This is a genomic window from Cupriavidus sp. KK10 (assembly GCF_018223725.1).
In the GTDB taxonomy this organism is placed as follows: Bacteria; Pseudomonadota; Gammaproteobacteria; order Burkholderiales; family Burkholderiaceae; genus Cupriavidus; species Cupriavidus necator.
In genome coordinates, this window is the sequence record NZ_CP073677.1 from 614,420 (window position 1) to 629,721 (window position 15,302).

General features: G+C 65.1%; 14 protein-coding genes and 1 pseudogene. 10 read left to right on the forward strand and 5 right to left on the reverse strand.

Going from position 1 to position 15,302, the window contains the following annotated elements; genetic code table 11:
- Positions 1-43 precede the first annotated feature (43 nt).
- From recX to KB879_RS03135, 7 genes are all read left to right on the forward strand, one after another.
- The gene (gene recX / locus KB879_RS03105) at positions 44-511 is read left to right on the forward strand and encodes a recombination regulator RecX (RefSeq protein WP_211980735.1); all 468 of its coding nucleotides are present in this window, start codon (positions 44-46) and stop codon (positions 509-511) included.
- Between the two features lie 312 nt (positions 512-823).
- Complete coding sequence (locus tag KB879_RS03110) at positions 824-1,519, forward strand: DUF2889 domain-containing protein (RefSeq protein WP_011614567.1); 696 nt, start codon at positions 824-826, stop codon at positions 1,517-1,519.
- An 89-nt stretch (positions 1,520-1,608) separates the two neighbouring features.
- Complete coding sequence (gene sucC / locus KB879_RS03115) at positions 1,609-2,775, forward strand: ADP-forming succinate--CoA ligase subunit beta (RefSeq protein ID WP_013955623.1); 1,167 nt, start codon at positions 1,609-1,611, stop codon at positions 2,773-2,775.
- Between the two features lie 99 nt (positions 2,776-2,874).
- Positions 2,875-3,756, forward strand: coding sequence for a succinate--CoA ligase subunit alpha (sucD, locus tag KB879_RS03120; protein WP_011614568.1), 882 nt, complete (start codon positions 2,875-2,877; stop codon positions 3,754-3,756).
- 246 nt (positions 3,757-4,002) lie between these two features.
- Positions 4,003-4,698 carry a TerC family protein gene (locus tag KB879_RS03125; RefSeq protein WP_013955624.1) on the forward strand — a complete coding sequence of 232 codons (696 nt, stop codon included), beginning with the start codon at positions 4,003-4,005 and terminating at the stop codon, positions 4,696-4,698.
- Positions 4,699-5,017: 319 nt separating this feature from the next.
- Positions 5,018-5,533 carry a pilin gene (locus KB879_RS03130; RefSeq protein ID WP_211980736.1) on the forward strand — a complete coding sequence of 172 codons (516 nt, stop codon included), beginning with the start codon at positions 5,018-5,020 and terminating at the stop codon, positions 5,531-5,533.
- 96 nt (positions 5,534-5,629) lie between these two features.
- Positions 5,630-7,441 carry a Wzy polymerase domain-containing protein gene (locus tag KB879_RS03135; protein WP_211980737.1) on the forward strand — a complete coding sequence of 604 codons (1,812 nt, stop codon included), beginning with the start codon at positions 5,630-5,632 and terminating at the stop codon, positions 7,439-7,441.
- Between the two features lies 1 nt (position 7,442).
- Here KB879_RS03135 and KB879_RS03140 read toward each other — a convergent pair whose 3' ends face one another.
- The 3 genes from KB879_RS03140 to moaC form a co-directional block, all read right to left on the reverse strand.
- Complete coding sequence (locus tag KB879_RS03140; protein ID WP_211980738.1) at positions 7,443-7,949, reverse strand: hypothetical protein; 507 nt, start codon at positions 7,947-7,949, stop codon at positions 7,443-7,445.
- A 14-nt stretch (positions 7,950-7,963) separates the two neighbouring features.
- Positions 7,964-8,398, reverse strand: a complete 435-nt coding sequence (locus KB879_RS03145) for a hypothetical protein (protein ID WP_013955628.1) — start codon at positions 8,396-8,398, stop codon at positions 7,964-7,966.
- Between the two features lie 228 nt (positions 8,399-8,626).
- Positions 8,627-9,106: a cyclic pyranopterin monophosphate synthase MoaC gene (gene moaC / locus KB879_RS03150; RefSeq protein ID WP_013955629.1), complete on the reverse strand. Its 480-nt coding sequence runs from the start codon at positions 9,104-9,106 to the stop codon at positions 8,627-8,629.
- Between the two features lie 97 nt (positions 9,107-9,203).
- On the opposite strand from moaC, the gene KB879_RS03155 reads away from it, so the two are divergent.
- Positions 9,204-11,042 carry a M48 family metalloprotease gene (locus tag KB879_RS03155; RefSeq protein WP_153953261.1) on the forward strand — a complete coding sequence of 613 codons (1,839 nt, stop codon included), beginning with the start codon at positions 9,204-9,206 and terminating at the stop codon, positions 11,040-11,042.
- A gap of 80 nt (positions 11,043-11,122) precedes the next feature.
- On the opposite strand, the gene KB879_RS03160 is transcribed toward KB879_RS03155, so the two are convergent.
- On the reverse strand, positions 11,123-12,160 hold the full coding sequence (locus tag KB879_RS03160; RefSeq protein ID WP_211980739.1) for a helix-turn-helix domain-containing protein: 1,038 nt from the start codon (positions 12,158-12,160) through the stop codon (positions 11,123-11,125).
- Between the two features lie 244 nt (positions 12,161-12,404).
- On the opposite strand from KB879_RS03160, the gene KB879_RS03165 reads away from it, so the two are divergent.
- Positions 12,405-13,427: a serine hydrolase gene (locus tag KB879_RS03165; protein WP_013955632.1), complete on the forward strand. Its 1,023-nt coding sequence runs from the start codon at positions 12,405-12,407 to the stop codon at positions 13,425-13,427.
- A gap of 395 nt (positions 13,428-13,822) precedes the next feature.
- Here the strand turns inward: KB879_RS03165 and KB879_RS03170 are convergent.
- Positions 13,823-13,909 (reverse strand): annotated as a pseudogene (locus KB879_RS03170) (IS200/IS605 family transposase); the annotation flags it as partial.
- A gap of 22 nt (positions 13,910-13,931) precedes the next feature.
- Here KB879_RS03170 and KB879_RS03175 point away from each other — a divergent pair.
- The gene (locus KB879_RS03175) at positions 13,932-15,092 is read left to right on the forward strand and encodes an RNA-guided endonuclease TnpB family protein (RefSeq protein WP_049800573.1); all 1,161 of its coding nucleotides are present in this window, start codon (positions 13,932-13,934) and stop codon (positions 15,090-15,092) included.
- The last annotated feature ends 210 nt before the right edge of the window (positions 15,093-15,302 follow it).

The following is a 15,302-nucleotide window of genomic DNA, read 5'->3' on the forward strand; positions in this document are numbered from 1 at the left end:
TTTTTGCTTGGCGCGGGTCCCCATCCACAGAATTCGGTAACCCATGGCAACCCGTCCCCCGCTCTCGCTGAAGGCCCGCGCCGTCGGCTACCTGTCGCGCCGCGAGCACAGCCGTGCCGAACTGGCGCGCAAGCTGGCGCCGCATGCCGAGTCGGCCGAGCAGCTGGAGCAGTTGCTGGACGCGCTGGAGCGCGAGAACTGGCTGTCGAACCAGCGCTTTGCCGACAGCCTGGTGCACCGCCGCGGCGCCCGCTACGGCACCGCGCGCGTGATGCAGGAGGCCAAGACCCACAAGCTCGGCAGCGAGCAGCTGGGTGATCTACAAGAGCGGCTGCGCGCCACGGAAGTGGAGCGCGCCCGTGAGGTCTGGCGCAAGCGCTTCGGCACTCCGCCCGACACACCCGAGGCGCGGGCCAAGCAGATCCGCTTCATGGTGGCGCGCGGGTTCTCGCGTTCGGTCGTCAGCAAGATCATCCAGGGTGCGGACGAAGACTATGGCGACGAGGGTTAAGTACCGGCGTATGGCGCAAGCGCCATTTTTCACCCGGAGTACCTGCACTGCCATCAGGGTAAATTCGCTGCATTGCGTCATCTCCCGATTGGACTGCAGACGATTTTGTTGCCATCGCTGAGCCCGTGTTTGCTGGTGCGTTGCGCCAAGCCGCTGTGTCATGCCGGGTGCCATGGTCGGCCGACAATCGCGCCGCGACAGTTGCTGCGCAAGGATGTTCCCGGTCAACGTGGCGCGGCATGTTAAACTCCCCAGGTTATTCGGTGCTCCGGCACCGCCGTTCCCCAGTCCCCCCGTATTTCCAGCCTGGCCATGCCTCTGTCCCAGCCCGTCAACCGCTCCCAGCGTCACCGTCGCGCCATTACGGCCGAGGCGTACCAGAGAGAGGATGGTTTGTGGGATATCGAGGTGCGCCTGACCGACACCAAACCTCGCGACATCGAACTGGCCGGCGACCGCGTCCGGCCGGTAGGCCAGCCCCTGCACGACCTGTGGCTGCGCGTCACGATCAATGAGGAAATGACGGTGCTGGATGCCGAGGCCTGCTCGGACTGGGTGCCGTACCCGTCCCATTGCGACACGATCGGCCCGGCTTACCGCAAGCTGATCGGCCTGAACCTGCGCAAGGGCTTTCGCAAGGCCGTGCGTGAGCGCCTGGGCGGCATGCACGGCTGCTCGCACCTGACCGAGGCCGCGGGTGTGCTGCCCAGCACGGCGATCCAGGCCTTTGCCGGTGAAGTCATCAATATCCGCGACAACGGCGAGGACGACCCGAATCCGGAGCCGCCCTATCAGTTGAACGGCTGCCACGCCCTGCGTTTCGATGGCGAGGTGGTTCGTCAGTTTTACCCGCGCTGGTATGGTCACCAGCCGACGCCCAAGGTACGGGCCGAGGCAGCACCTGCCGTCGCGACTGCGCCTCAGGCGCCGCCCGCGGCCAATGGCGACCGCGGCAATGATGGCAACGACGCTGTCCCGGCCGAGCGGCCGACCGGCACCTCCGGCTGATTCTCAGGATTGGCCAGCCTGACGAGAGAGTTCGTCTTCTTTCAGATTCTTCCCTTCTACCTTTTACGCCTACCCGAAAGGAAACACGCATGAATATCCATGAGTATCAAGGCAAGGAAATCCTGCGCAAATACAATGTGCCGGTTCCGCGCGGCATCCCCGCGTTCTCGGTTGACGAGGCCCTGAAGGCCGCAGAAACGCTCGGCGGCCCGGTGTGGGTCGTCAAGGCCCAGATTCATGCGGGTGGCCGCGGCAAGGGCGGCGGCGTGAAGGTTGCCAAGAGCATCGACGACGTCAAGACCTACGCCTCGAACATCCTGGGCATGCAGCTGGTCACGCACCAGACCGGCCCGGAAGGCAAGAAGGTCAACCGCCTGTTGATCGAAGAAGGCGCCGACATCAAGAAGGAACTGTACGTTTCGCTGGTGGTGGACCGTGTTTCGCAGAAGGTCGCGCTGATGGCCTCGAGCGAAGGCGGCATGGACATCGAAGAAGTCGCTGCCCACAGCCCGGAAAAGATCCACACCCTGATCATCGAGCCGTCGGTCGGCCTGACCGACGCTGAAGCCGACGACATCGCCCGCAAGATCGGCGTGCCCGACGCGAGCGTGGCGCAAGCCCGCCAGGCGCTGCAAGGCCTGTACAAGGCGTTCTATGAAACCGACGCTTCGCTGGCTGAAATCAACCCGCTGATCCTGACCGGCGACGGCAAGGTCATCGCGCTGGACGCCAAGTTCAACTTCGACTCGAACGCGCTGTTCCGTCACCCGGAAATCGTTGCCTACCGCGACCTGGATGAAGAAGACGCCAACGAAATCGAAGCCTCGAAGTTCGACCTGGCCTACATCTCGCTGGACGGCAACATCGGCTGCCTGGTGAACGGCGCCGGCCTGGCCATGGCCACCATGGACACCATCAAGCTGTTCGGCGGCGAGCCGGCCAACTTCCTCGACGTGGGCGGCGGTGCCACCACCGAGAAGGTGACCGAAGCCTTCAAGCTGATGCTGAGCAACCCGAACGTAGAGGCCATCCTGGTCAACATCTTCGGCGGCATCATGCGTTGCGACGTGATCGCCGAAGGCGTGATCTCCGCTTCCAAGGCCGTGCACCTGACGGTGCCGCTGGTCGTGCGCATGAAGGGCACCAACGAAGACCTCGGCAAGAAGATGCTGGCCGACTCGGGCCTGCCCATCATCTCGGCCGACACGATGGAAGAAGCCGCCCAGAAGGTGGTGGCCGCTGCCGCTGGCAAGTAAGCCGTCGCACGAACGCAACCATACGCGAACGCGGGCGGTGCGCAGGCGCTTTGATGCGCCCTCGCGCGCGCCGCTCGTAGCCAAGCAAAGGATTACAGCATGTCGATTCTGATCAACAAAGACACCAAGGTCATCACCCAGGGCATCACCGGCAAGACCGGCCAGTTCCACACCCGTGGCTGCCGCGACTACGCCAACGGCAAGAACTGCTTCGTCGCGGGCGTGAACCCGAAGAAGGCCGGTGAAGACTTCGAAGGCATTCCCATCTACGCCAGCGTCAAGGACGCCAAGGCCCAGACCGGCGCCACCGTGTCGGTCATCTATGTGCCGCCCGCAGGCGCCGCTGCCGCGATCTGGGAAGCCGTTGACGCCGACCTGGACCTGGTGGTCTGCATTACCGAAGGCATCCCCGTGCGCGACATGATGGAAGTCAAGGACCGCATGCGCCGTGAGAAGAAGAAGACCCTGCTGCTGGGACCGAACTGCCCGGGCCTGATCACGCCGGACGAAATCAAGATCGGCATCATGCCGGGCCACATCCACAAGAAGGGCCGCATCGGCGTGGTGTCGCGCTCGGGCACGCTGACGTACGAAGCCGTGGGCCAGCTGACCGCGCTGGGCCTGGGCCAGTCGTCGGCTGTCGGCATTGGTGGCGACCCCATCAACGGCCTGAAGCACATCGACGTGATGAAGATGTTCAACGACGATCCGGAAACGGACGCCGTGGTCATGATCGGTGAGATCGGCGGTCCGGACGAGGCCAACGCGGCTTACTGGATCAAGGAAAACATGAAGAAGCCGGTGGTTGGCTTCATCGCTGGCGTGACCGCGCCTCCGGGCAAGCGCATGGGCCACGCCGGCGCGCTGATCTCGGGCGGTGCCGATACCGCCCAGGCCAAGCTGGAAATCATGGAAGCCTGCGGCATCAAGGTGACCAAGAACCCGTCGGAGATGGGCCGCCTGCTGAAGGCAATGCTGTAATTTGCTGACGATGTTCAGTACGTCGTTTCCGCCTGCGCGGAAATGATAAGACATTGCCCCCGCCGCGTGCGGGGGCAATGTCATTCTGGTGGGACACTTACTAGGGTATCTCCCAAGCGGCACCATCCGGAATTGAAACCGAATCGTAAGGTTCGTGCGTTAAACAGTCATGTCTGTGTTTTCAGACATCCGAATTGCCGTCATATGACGGGTCGGACCTATAGATAGAACTCGAGGAGCCTCCCCGTGGAACTGCTGTCTTCCACCACTTTCTGGATTGCGTTGGGATCGATCATCCTGACCAATATCGTCCTGTCCGGCGACAACGCGGTGGTGATCGCGCTCGCCTCGCGCAACCTGCCGCCCGCCCAGCAGAAGAAGGCCATCTTCTGGGGCAGCGCCGCCGCCATCATCATGCGCGTGGTGCTGACCGTGGCCGCGGTCAAGCTGCTGAGCCTGCCGTACCTGAAGATCGTCGGCGCCGTGCTGCTGGTCTACATCGGCGTGCAGCTGCTGACCGGCGATGACGACGAGGAAGGGCACGATGGCAAGGACAATATCTGGGCCGCCATCCGCACCATCCTGATCGCCGACCTGGTGATGTCGCTCGACAATGTGGTGGCCGTGGCCGCCGCTGCGCAGAAAGGCCCCGAAGGCAGCCAGCTGATGCTGCTGATCATCGGCCTGGGCCTGTCGATCCCGCTGATCGTGTTCGGCAGCACGCTGCTGCTCAAGGTCATGGAGCGCTTCCCGGTCATCATCGTGCTGGGTGCCGCGCTGCTGGGCTACCTGGCCGGCGAAATGCTGGTCAGCGACCCGGTCGACGCCGCCTGGTTCGAGGTCCACGTGCCGCACGCCCACCTGGTATTCGGCGCCGCCGGCGCGATCCTGGTGGTGCTTATGGGCAAGCTGCTGAGCCGCCGGTCGGCACAGACCGCCTGACGAGGTTCCGCCCGGGCGAGAAGGGCGGCCAGCTGGCCGCCCTTTTTCATTGGTGCGCCGGCAAGGCGGTCGTCGGTGCCTTGGCCAACTAACTCATGTGAGTGATCGCACATTTTGTCGGTTGGCGCGGTGGTAAGAGGCGCAAGTGACAAATTTTGGCGCATCCGGCAAGCATCCCCCTGACGGGTGACGAAATTTGTCGTTTTTTACCCCCCTACGGATGGGGAATGCCGCTGGCACGCTTACTGCTAAATAGTCCCCGCGTCACGAAACCGAAGACGTGCAACGCTCAACTAAAATCTCTTCGAGGGGTCAAATCATGCAACGGGTACAACAACTGAAGAAACTGGGCCGTCGTGTCCAGAAGGGCTTTACGCTGATCGAACTGATGATCGTGGTGGCGATCATTGGTATTTTGGCGGCGATTGCTATTCCGGCGTATCAGGACTATCTGATTCGTTCTCGGGTTACCGAAGGCCTGAGCTTGGCCGCTTCAGCCAAGACGTCAGTTACCGAAAATGCAGCGAACGGCATTGCGCTTGCTAACGGTTGGACGGCTCCATCCCCGACGCAAAACGTAACGGCTATGGCAGTCGACGCTACTGGGCAAATCACGATCACGTATTCTGCTCGCGCCGGTGGCGGTACGCTGGTCCTGGTGCCCTCGTCTGCCGCCGCCGCTCTGGCAGTCGGCACTCCGCCGGCCGGTGGTTCGGTGGATTGGGAGTGCTTCTCGGCGGCCAAGGCTGCGTCGACTCTGCCGACTCCGGGGCCGGCACCTGCCACGGCCGCCACGCTTCCGGGTAACGTCTCCCCTGCAAGCTGCCGCAGCTAATACCATTTCATAGGCAAAGAAAAAGCGCCTTCGGGCGCTTTTTCTTTGCCCAGCCACCACGCTATCATGCGCCTTTCCCTATAAACAGGCGCCCCGATGCAGCCGTCCAGGCCCTTCCTACCGTCGGCCGCCCTCATCGCAGCAATCGTCATCCCGCTGCTAGTCTCTCGGCACACGCTGCCGCTGGCGACGTTCTATGGCGAATGGACCGCCGCATTCTGTGCCATCGCCGTCTTCGCCTTCCATGCGATCCACAAGTCCCCAGCAGCGAGTTCGGAAACCCATATGTGGCTTCCGTGGGGCTGCCTGCTGTTTGTCTGGCTAAGCCTTGTCAGCCTTTTACTCGGCGCCCTCGGTCACGCTGACATCACTGGCAGCCGGCTGATCACGATTCTCACGCTGATCCTTGGAGCCGCAGTGACTTGCGCTGGATGGTGGTATCGACGCGCGCCAGCAACAACCACGCAGGACATCGGCGATGCCTTCGCCACGGCCTTTCTCATTGCGGGGTCGCTCGGTACGCTCACGCAATGGGTGCAGCTCTTCCACCTCGAACCCCGCGCCTTCGGCCTCGTCTCCACCTACTTCTACGACAACAATCGCCGCCTCTGGGGCAACCTGAACCAACCCAACCACCAGGCCACCGTTGAAGGCCTGGCGTTGGTGGCGTCAGTGTGGCTGGCTTCGCGTGGCCGCTTGCGTTTCCCGATGTGGCTCGCCGCCGTGGTCTTGCTGGAAAGCGGCATCGTGCTGTCCGGTTCGCGCACCGGCGTGCTGCATGTTGGCCTGGCTGCGGTCTATGCACTGGTCGCAGCGTGGCTCGCACGAGGCGGGCGGCGCGACTCGGATCCAATGCAGCGACCGGTCGGTCTGCTCGTCGCAGCAGTAGCAATGGTGGCGATGCTGCTGATCCTGCAGCCCGCGATCCGCGCGGCAGGGCAAGCCTTCGACTGGCGCCTGTTCGACACCATCGCCCAACTCGAAGCAGAAGACCAGATGTCCGCGCGCGGCGCGCTGTGGACCCACGCGCTGGCAATGTTCCGCTCCCACCCCTGGTTCGGCGTCGGCTGGGGCGAGTTCGGCTGGGCGCAGTTCCAGCAAATGCAGCAAGTCGGCGTGAAGGTGGAGATGTCCCTGCACGCCCACAACGCCATCCTCGACTTGCTGGCGAAGACGGGCATCGTCGGCGCCGCCGGCGTAGGCCTGATCCTGCTGGCGTGGCTATGGCGCGTGGTTCGCGTTCGCCTGTGGCACGGCGATAGCGAAGAGCGCAAGCAGACCGTGCTGGTTCTTACCTGGCTGGCGATGCTGTGCGCGCATTCGATGCTCGAATACCCGCTGCATTACCTCTATTTCTTCCTGCCGTTCTGCTTCATGCTCGGTTGGCTGGAGCCGTCAGGCTTCGGGCGTTGGCGCGTGCCGATGCCAGTGGCACGGGCGCTGGCGATCGCGTTTGTCGTGGTGGCCGCGGCCGTGCTGGCCACCATGTGGCAAGACTACCGCCGCGCCGAAGCCCGCGAATACGCCAGCAGCGAAGGCCACCGCAATGCCTTGCCGATGCCGCGCTTCTGGTTCCGCCAGCACGCGCAGGCCGACGCTGCCGGCCAGGCCACCATCACGCCGGCCAATGCGGCAGAGTTGTTGCCCGCCCACATCGCCGCCGTCCACCTGCTGCCTACGCCGACCATGATCGCGCGCACCGCATGGCTGCTGGCGCTGACCGGCGATCCTGCGCAAGGTCGCCAGTGGATGGAACGGCTGCGCTGGTACTACCTTGGCGATGAAGTCGCGCAATACGCTGAGATTGCGAAGGCATGCCGCGACCTGACGCCAGATGAACGCCCGCAGGCATTCTGCGCATGGGTTGGCGACCGTTCGCGTCGGTACTCCGAATGGCCCCGGGGCTGACCTAATAGTACGGATACGGGCTGTAATATACCGGTGGCGGAGGCGGCGGATTGTAGTAATACCGCGGCGCAGCGGCGACGCGTCCGGGGGCGGGCACGCGGTTGCCGCTGGCGTACATGCACTGTACGTAGGCGGCATCGTATTGCTGTTGCGTGCCGTAACCCGCGTACTGGGCATTGCCCGCGCCGACCGCCGCGCCAGTCAGCAGGCCTACGCCCGCACCCACCGCCGCACCCGAACCGCCATTAAAGGCCGCACCCGCCGCTGCGCCCAGCGCGGTGCCGACTACGGCGCTGCCGACGGCCGCATTGTTGGCGGCCTGCGAGGATGAGACACCGCCCACCCGCCCGAAGGCGAACTGGCGGCAGTTGTAGTCGTCGGCGCGGAACTGTTCGAAGCTCTTGCCGGTGCCCGGCAGCACCATCACGCTGGGGCCGGCAGGCATCACGGCGCACGCGCCGAGGGTCAGGGTGGCCACGGCCAGCGTGGCGCGGGTCAGGGCATGCATGGTGTCACCCCGCATCAGGAGTTGGCCGGCGGCTGTGCCGGTATGCGCTGCCAGCCGCCGGGACAGGACTGCACATAGGGGTAGTAGCCTTCGGGCTGGTCGCAGTGGTACCACCAGCCCTGCTGCGGCGCTACGCCGTCCGGGCCGGGGACCGGCACGGGGCCGTTCGGTCCCTGTTCGATGTACTGCGGCGGCGCCGCGGGTGCGGTGACCACGGCGGGCGGGTAGTAGTACGGGGCGGGGTAGCCATACGGGTAGCCGCCGTAGAACACGCCGGGCCCGAAATAGAGGCCCACGCCGACGCTTGTGCGCGTCTTGATAAAGCCGCCGCGTGCGTCGCTATCGTGCAAAGCAGCATCGTGGAGATCCGCCCGCCCGGCGAGGGCGGCGCCGCTTGCGGCCGTGGCCGCCAGTGCCAGGGCGATCTGGCAGAGCATGCGCCCGTTCATGGTATCCACCTCTTCCCCGCGCGCACCGCATGGCACGCCACGGACAGGGTCAGCAGGCCGCAACCAGCGCGGGCCTGCAATCATATTGAATACCAAATTGTCCCGTGCCGGCGCCACGGCGGTGCGGCTGGAAATGCGGCGTTACCTTTATTACCGGGGAACGACGTTGGCGTAAGACGTCGTGACCCAGCCCATCGCGGCGCGTGTTGCAGGCGTCACGTGGGGAGGTCAGCCGGCCGCCACCCAATCCCCCGACTTGCCCCCATGCTTTTCCAGCAACTTCACATTGCCGATTACCATGCCGCGGTCCACTGCCTTGCACATGTCGTAGATCGTCAGCAGCGCCACCTGCACGCCGGTCAGCGCTTCCATCTCCACGCCGGTCTGGCCGCGGGTTTCGGTGCGCACGGTGCAGGCGACGGTGGCGGTGGCCTCGTCCAGCGCGAACTCGACCGCCACCTTGGTCAGGCCGATCGGGTGGCAAAGCGGGATCAGGTCGGCGGTGCGCTTGGTGGCCATGATCGCCGCCACGCGGGCGATGCCGATCACGTCGCCTTTCTTTGCGCTGCCGTCGCGCACCAGCGCGAAGGTGGCGGGCTCCATGGTGATGGTGCCGGTGGCCACGGCGACGCGGTGGGTGCTGGCCTTGTCGCCGACGTCGACCATGTGGGCCTGTCCGGCGGTATCGAAATGGGTGAGCTGGGTCATGATCGTGAGCTTCAGTGCGAACTGCGTGCAGGTGGCCGCCAGCGTCCCTGGGAAGCATCCGATGGGAACGGCCACGGGAGGCCGCTATCATAGCAACATGCCAAAACACCCATCGCTTCGCAGGTCTGCCGCACGCGGCCCTGGTGCCGTGGCGGACGCTGTTCCTGCCGGTTCCGCGTCACATCGCGGCGACGACAGCCATTGCCGCGCTGGCGGCGCATGGACGCCATGGCGGCGGCCGCTGGCGGCGCTGCTGGCGCTGACGTTGGCGGCGCCGGCCTGGCCCCAGGGTACGCCGCGCACGACCACGGCGCCAGCCACGCCGGTGGCGGCCACGCCCGCGGCCAGGCCGCCGCAGCCGGTGCCCGCCATCTCCGGCGAGGCCAGCGACCAGGTCTATGACAACCTGAACCGCAGCGTGAAGGCGGGCCAGAAGTCCGAGTTCGGCCTGCGCACCAACAACGCGGTGGTGGAGGCCGGCGGCGTGCAACTGCCGGACCTGGGCGACCCGTCCACGGCGTCGCTGTCGCCCGACATGGAAAAGCGCCTGGGCGACCGCATCATGCGCGATATCCGCCGCGACCCGCTATACGTGCCGGATCCGCTGCTGTCCGATTACCTGAACGCGCTGGGCTACGGGCTGGTGCAGGCGGCGCGGCGCCAGAGCATCTCCGGTTCGACCGGCGCGGGCACCTTTGCCACCGGCTTCGACCTGTTCGCGGTGCGTGACCGCAGCATCAACGCGTTTGCGCTGCCGGGCGGCTATATCGGCGTGCATACCGGGCTGCTGGTGCAGTCCGATACGGAATCGGAGCTGGCCTCGGTGCTGGGCCATGAAATCGGCCACGTGATGCAGCGGCATATCGCGCGCGGCATCACCTCGCAGGACCAGTCGATGTGGATCGCGCTGGCCTCGATGGTGCTGGCGGGCCTGGCCGCCACGCGCAGCCCGGATGCGGCGGCGGCGCTGGCGATGGGCGGGCAGGGCGCGGCCATCGCCAACCAGCTGTCGTTCTCGCGCGGCGCCGAACGCGAGGCCGACCGGGTCGGCTTTCAGATCCTGACCGCGGCGGGGTTTGACCCGCAGGGCATGCCCGATTTCTTCATGCGGCTGCAGCGCACATCGGGGACTGCGGAAAACTCGGTGCCGTCCTATGTGCGGACCCACCCGCTGACCTCCGAGCGGATTGCCGACATGCAGGATCGCGTCAGCCATGCCAGCAAGCGCAAGGTCGCCAATACGCCCGAATACGAGTTTGCGCGGATGAGGGCCCGCGTGATCCAGGAATCGTCGCCCAGCGACCTGCAGAACCTGCGCGCGGCGCTGCGCACGCAACTGCCGGGAGCAACGGTACTGCGCGCTCCGGCGCTGCACTACGGCCTTGCCTTTACCGAGCAGCGGCTGGGCCGCTACCCGGCAGCCGAGCAGGAATTGGCCGAGGCGCGCCGCCTCTACGGCAATATCCCCGGCGCCACCTCGGGCAGCCCCATGCTGGACGTGATGACAGTGGAACTGGCGCGCGCCCAGGGCCGCGTGCCCGAGGCGCTGTCCCAGGCCACTGCCTCGATGAAGGCGTTCCCGTTGTCGCATGCGGTGGCGATTGCCTATGCCGATACCCTGGTCGGCTCAGGCCGCTATGAAGAGGCCGTGCGCTTCCTGCGCGACCGCACGCGCCAGGAGACCAGCCGCAGCGATTGGTGGGAGCTGCTGGCGCGCGCCTACGCGGGCCAGGGCAAGCGCTTGCAGCAGCACCAGGCGCTGGCCGAAAAGTATGCGATGGACGGCGCCTACCAGGCCGCGATCGAGCAACTGCAGATCGCGCGCAAGGCCGGCGACGGCGACTTCTACACGCTGTCCGAGGTCGATGCGCGCCTGCACCAGCTGGAGCGCCAGTACCGCGAGGACAAGCAGGACAGCAAGGGCATGCCTAACTGAGGCACGCTGCACTTGTTGTCACGAAGTCATCGAGAGCACCAGCGTCGTCCCCGCATGCAGCCGGGGACTCCCTCTTCCATTCACTCTGCAAGCCTGGCCGGCCCGATGGCGCCGGCCAGTGCCTGCCGCGGTGTCATGCCGAAACGCTCCCGGAACAATTTGCCGAACGCCGACGGATCGGCAAAGCCGCAGGCATGCGCGATCGCGCCGATGTGCGCGGACTGGCCGGCCCGCTCCAGGTATTCGCGGCTGCGGCGCAGGCGAATCTCGCGCAGGGCCGCCATGACGCGCAGGGGCTCTCCCTCGAACAGCCGGTACAACTGTGCGCGCGAGCAGTGCAGGAACGCGGCAATCCGGTCGGGCGTGAGGTCGTGCTCGTGCGCATGCTGCTCCATGAAGCGATACGCGGCCTGCAGTTGCAGCTTGCCGGAGCGCCACCGGGCATTCCCGGCATCCGCTCTGGCGATGTCCGGATGCGTGGCGATAAGCTGCAACGCCATGCCGACTGTACTCTCCATGACCACGCCAAGGGCGGCGCGGTCAAGCCGGGGACCGTGAGCGGCAAGCATGCGCAGCTGCATGGAAACAAACGGGGCAAGCGAGGACGCCGTCAGCAGCGTGGCGATACGGCCCGGATTCGCGGGATCGTGGCCAAGCGCCTGGCGCACGGTCTCGCGCGGCAGGCGCAGGTAGCAGGTGGAGGACTCGGTCCAGTCCGATGACATCGGCTGGCCGCAATCGAACATGAAGAGTTCGCCGGCACGCACGACGGTGCGCATGCCGTCCTGCTGCTCCACCCGGTACTCGCCGCGGTCAAGCAGGCAGATGGCGATGTGCTCGTCGGTGCTGCGCACGCGCTGCGGTGTCAGCCAGGTGCGAACGGCCGAGCTGGTGCAGTGGATAAACTGGGCGCCGGCGCCTTCGCAGCTCGCGACGCTGCCGTACAGCGCGACGTCCGGGTCGGGGCGCGCCTCGACCGAGCGATAGGCATTGGCCATCCAGAAGTCGAGACGGTCGGACTCGGCCAGGTCGCTGGTGGAGAAACTGCGGAACGTGGCTTCCGTGCCTGCGCGTGGCTTCGGCATGACGGCATGCGCGTCGCGGCTTGTTGTTGTCATGACCCTGCCCCCGAAACAAGAAACCACCATGGCGTGGCAACCCATGCAGCGGTGGCGCTTGCCTTGCATGCCCTTGCGACGCTTTGACCAGACTTCGAGACCCGTTGACTACTTTTGATGGCTGATTCTGGCATAAACTCGCCGCAAAATCAGCCAGCTTGTGCAGCGCGGCAACACCGTGCCGACACAGGCCAACTCAACGTGCCGGCGCGCCGGCCAGTCTTTTCAGTACGGGAACCTTCGCATGTCTGCCTTCCAGCCCGCCAAGCGGCGCACGCTCAAGCTCGCCGCCACGTCCCTGGTATTGCCCGCCATTGCTGCCTGCGGCGGCAGTGCCGAAGCTGCGGCGCCGCCGAACGTGGAAGGCGCGATCGCGCGCTTTGCCGCGCTGGCGCCGGATACCGCCAACTGCCTGGTGCGCGCGGAGCCGGCTGGCGGCGGCGCCAATGCATGGTCGGCTGGCTACAATCCGGACCGCCAGCTGTTCGTCGGCAGTGCGGTCAAGACTTTCATCCTGGCGCAGTTCCTGCGCGACGCCGAAGCCGGCCGCGGCGGGCTGAGCGAGAACCAGGCCTGCGACGTCAGCGATACCTTCCGTTCCCCCGGCAGTCCGGTGTTCCTGGGGCTGACCGGCAAGACGCCGTACCGCAATGCGCTGGAGGCCATGATCACGCACAGCGACAACACTGGTACCGATATCGCGCTCGCCGCCGTCGGCCCCGACCGCGTGCGCGCGCTGATCGCAGAAGCGGGCCTGGCCCAGACCCGCATCCCGGATTCGACCCGCAAGCTGTTCTCCTACCTGGCCGGGGCGGAATCCGGCGTCGACCTCGGCTGGGACGGCATGGTCAGGATGGACAATGGCGAGGATCTTGGCCTCACGTCGCGCACCAATGTCATCAACGACAAGCAGGCGATGCTGAGCACCGCGACCGAAATGGTGAACTGGTACCGGCAAGCGCTGGCGGGCAAGTTCTTCGCGCAGCCGGCAACGCTGACGGAGTTCAGGCGTATCCAGGCCATGGCCGATGCGGTTTGGATGGCCGTGCCGGCCGGTGCGCAGGGCTTCGGCAAGGGTGGCAGCATCGACTGGGAAAGCTTCCATTGCCTGTGCTTCGCCGGGCAGATGCTGGTGGGCGCGGTGCCGGTGACCTTCTGCCTGACGCTGAACTGGAACGGCGGACCGCTGAGCACCGAACGCACCGGCGAGTTCATCCGCGCCGCGGCCGACGTGCTGGGCGAAGCGGCAAAGGCCGCCCAGGCCTGACGCACCGGCCTGCGCGTCATGAAGCCACGGATTTCCCCCCTGCCGCTCGCGTTGGCGCTCGGCGTCCCCCACCTGACGCTCGGCACACCAGTCTTTGCGCAATCGGGACCGGTGGTGCAGGACTTGCGCGGGGCCGACGGCGGCCACTGCGCTGGCAGCAATGGCTGCGCCGGCGCAGACGGTAGAAGCGACCTGGTGCTGACCCAGTCTGGCCTAAACATCAAGGCGGCTGGCACCGCCGTGACGCTCAATGTGAGAGGCAGCAATGGTGGCGACGGCGACGATGTCGACAGCCAGAATCACTGGGGCGGCAAGAGCGGCATGGGCCGGATCATCGAGCTGTCCGCGGTGGCGAACATGCGTGGCAGCGCGATGTCCCGCCGCTGCGTCGACGCTTTTCGGTATTTGGTCACAAAGACCAAATGCACGTGCAGGAGGAAAACGCAGTGTCTTCCATGCCCAATGTCATTGTCGTCGCTCATAGACCAAGAATATGATTGGGCCATGCAGCGTCTTCAAGCCTTCAAATACGAATTGATGCCGAACGGCGAGCAGCAGCGCAACATGCGCCGTTATGCCGGATCGTGCCGGTTCGTCTATAACAAGGCGCTGGCGTTGCAGAAACAGCGTTACGATCAAGGCGAAAAGAAGCTCAGCTATGCCGGTCTGTGTAAGCAACTCACGGAGTGGCGCAACAGCACGGAAACAGCATGGCTGGCCGATGCACCAGTCCATCCTCTTCAACAGACGCTCAAGGACTTGGAGCGGGCCTACACAAATTTCTTCGCAAAACGGGCCGACTTCCCGCGTTTCAAGAAGAAGGGTCTGGGCGACAGTTTCCGCTATCCCGACCAGAAGCAAATCAAGCTTGATCAGACCAACTCGCGTATCTTTTTGCCCAAGCTGGGCTGGCTGCGATACAGGAACAGCCGCGACGTACTCGGTGAGGTACGCAATGCCTGCGTCAGCCTGTCGGGCGGCAAGTGGTTTGTTTCGATCCAGACTGAGCGGAAGGTCGAGCGACCTGTGCCGAAAGCCACCAGCGCCATCGGCATCGACATGGGCATCGCTCGCTTTGCCACCATGAGCGATGGCACTTTCCTCGCGCCGCTCAACAGCTTTAGGAAGCACGAAGCCAGACTGCGCCGTGCGCAGCGGGCGATGAGCCGCAAGACGAAATTCAGCAACAACTGGAAGAAGTCCAAGGCCCGAATCCAGCGTATCCACGCACGCATCGGTAACGCCCGCCTCGACTACCTGCACAAAGCCACGACCACGATCAGCGAAAATCAAGCGATGGTGTGTATCGAGGACCTGAAGGTACGGAACATGTCCAAGTCAGCGGCCGGTTCAAGCGGGCAACCGGGCAAGAACGTCAGGGCCAAGTCCGGCCTGAACAAGGCCATCCTCGATCAGGGTTGGTACGAGTTCGGGCGTCAACTGGAATACAAGCTAGCGTGGAATGGCGGCTGGCTAATAGCTGTGCCGCCACAGCACACCAGTCGCACGTGCCCTTGCTGCGGGCATGTATCTGCCGAGAACCGGCAGAGCCAGGCGAGCTTCGCCTGTGTGGCATGCGGCTATGCGAATCACGCCGACGTGGTCGGCGCGATCAACATTTTGGCGCGGGGGCACCGCGTTGCAGCCTGTGGAGAGTCGGCGTAGTCAAGCCGCTCTACGAAGCAGGAACCCACCGAAGTGACTACGTAGAGCATCACGTAGCGCCGTAGGAATCCTCGTCCTTTCCGCCGTAAGGCGGCAGCCGAAGGCTGAGGACGGGGAGATGGAATGAACACCGCCCGCCAGTAACGCTAGCGGGGGTTCCACGATGAGGGGCTCTCGCTTGACCGACGGCATCGATGTGCCAAAGTGAAG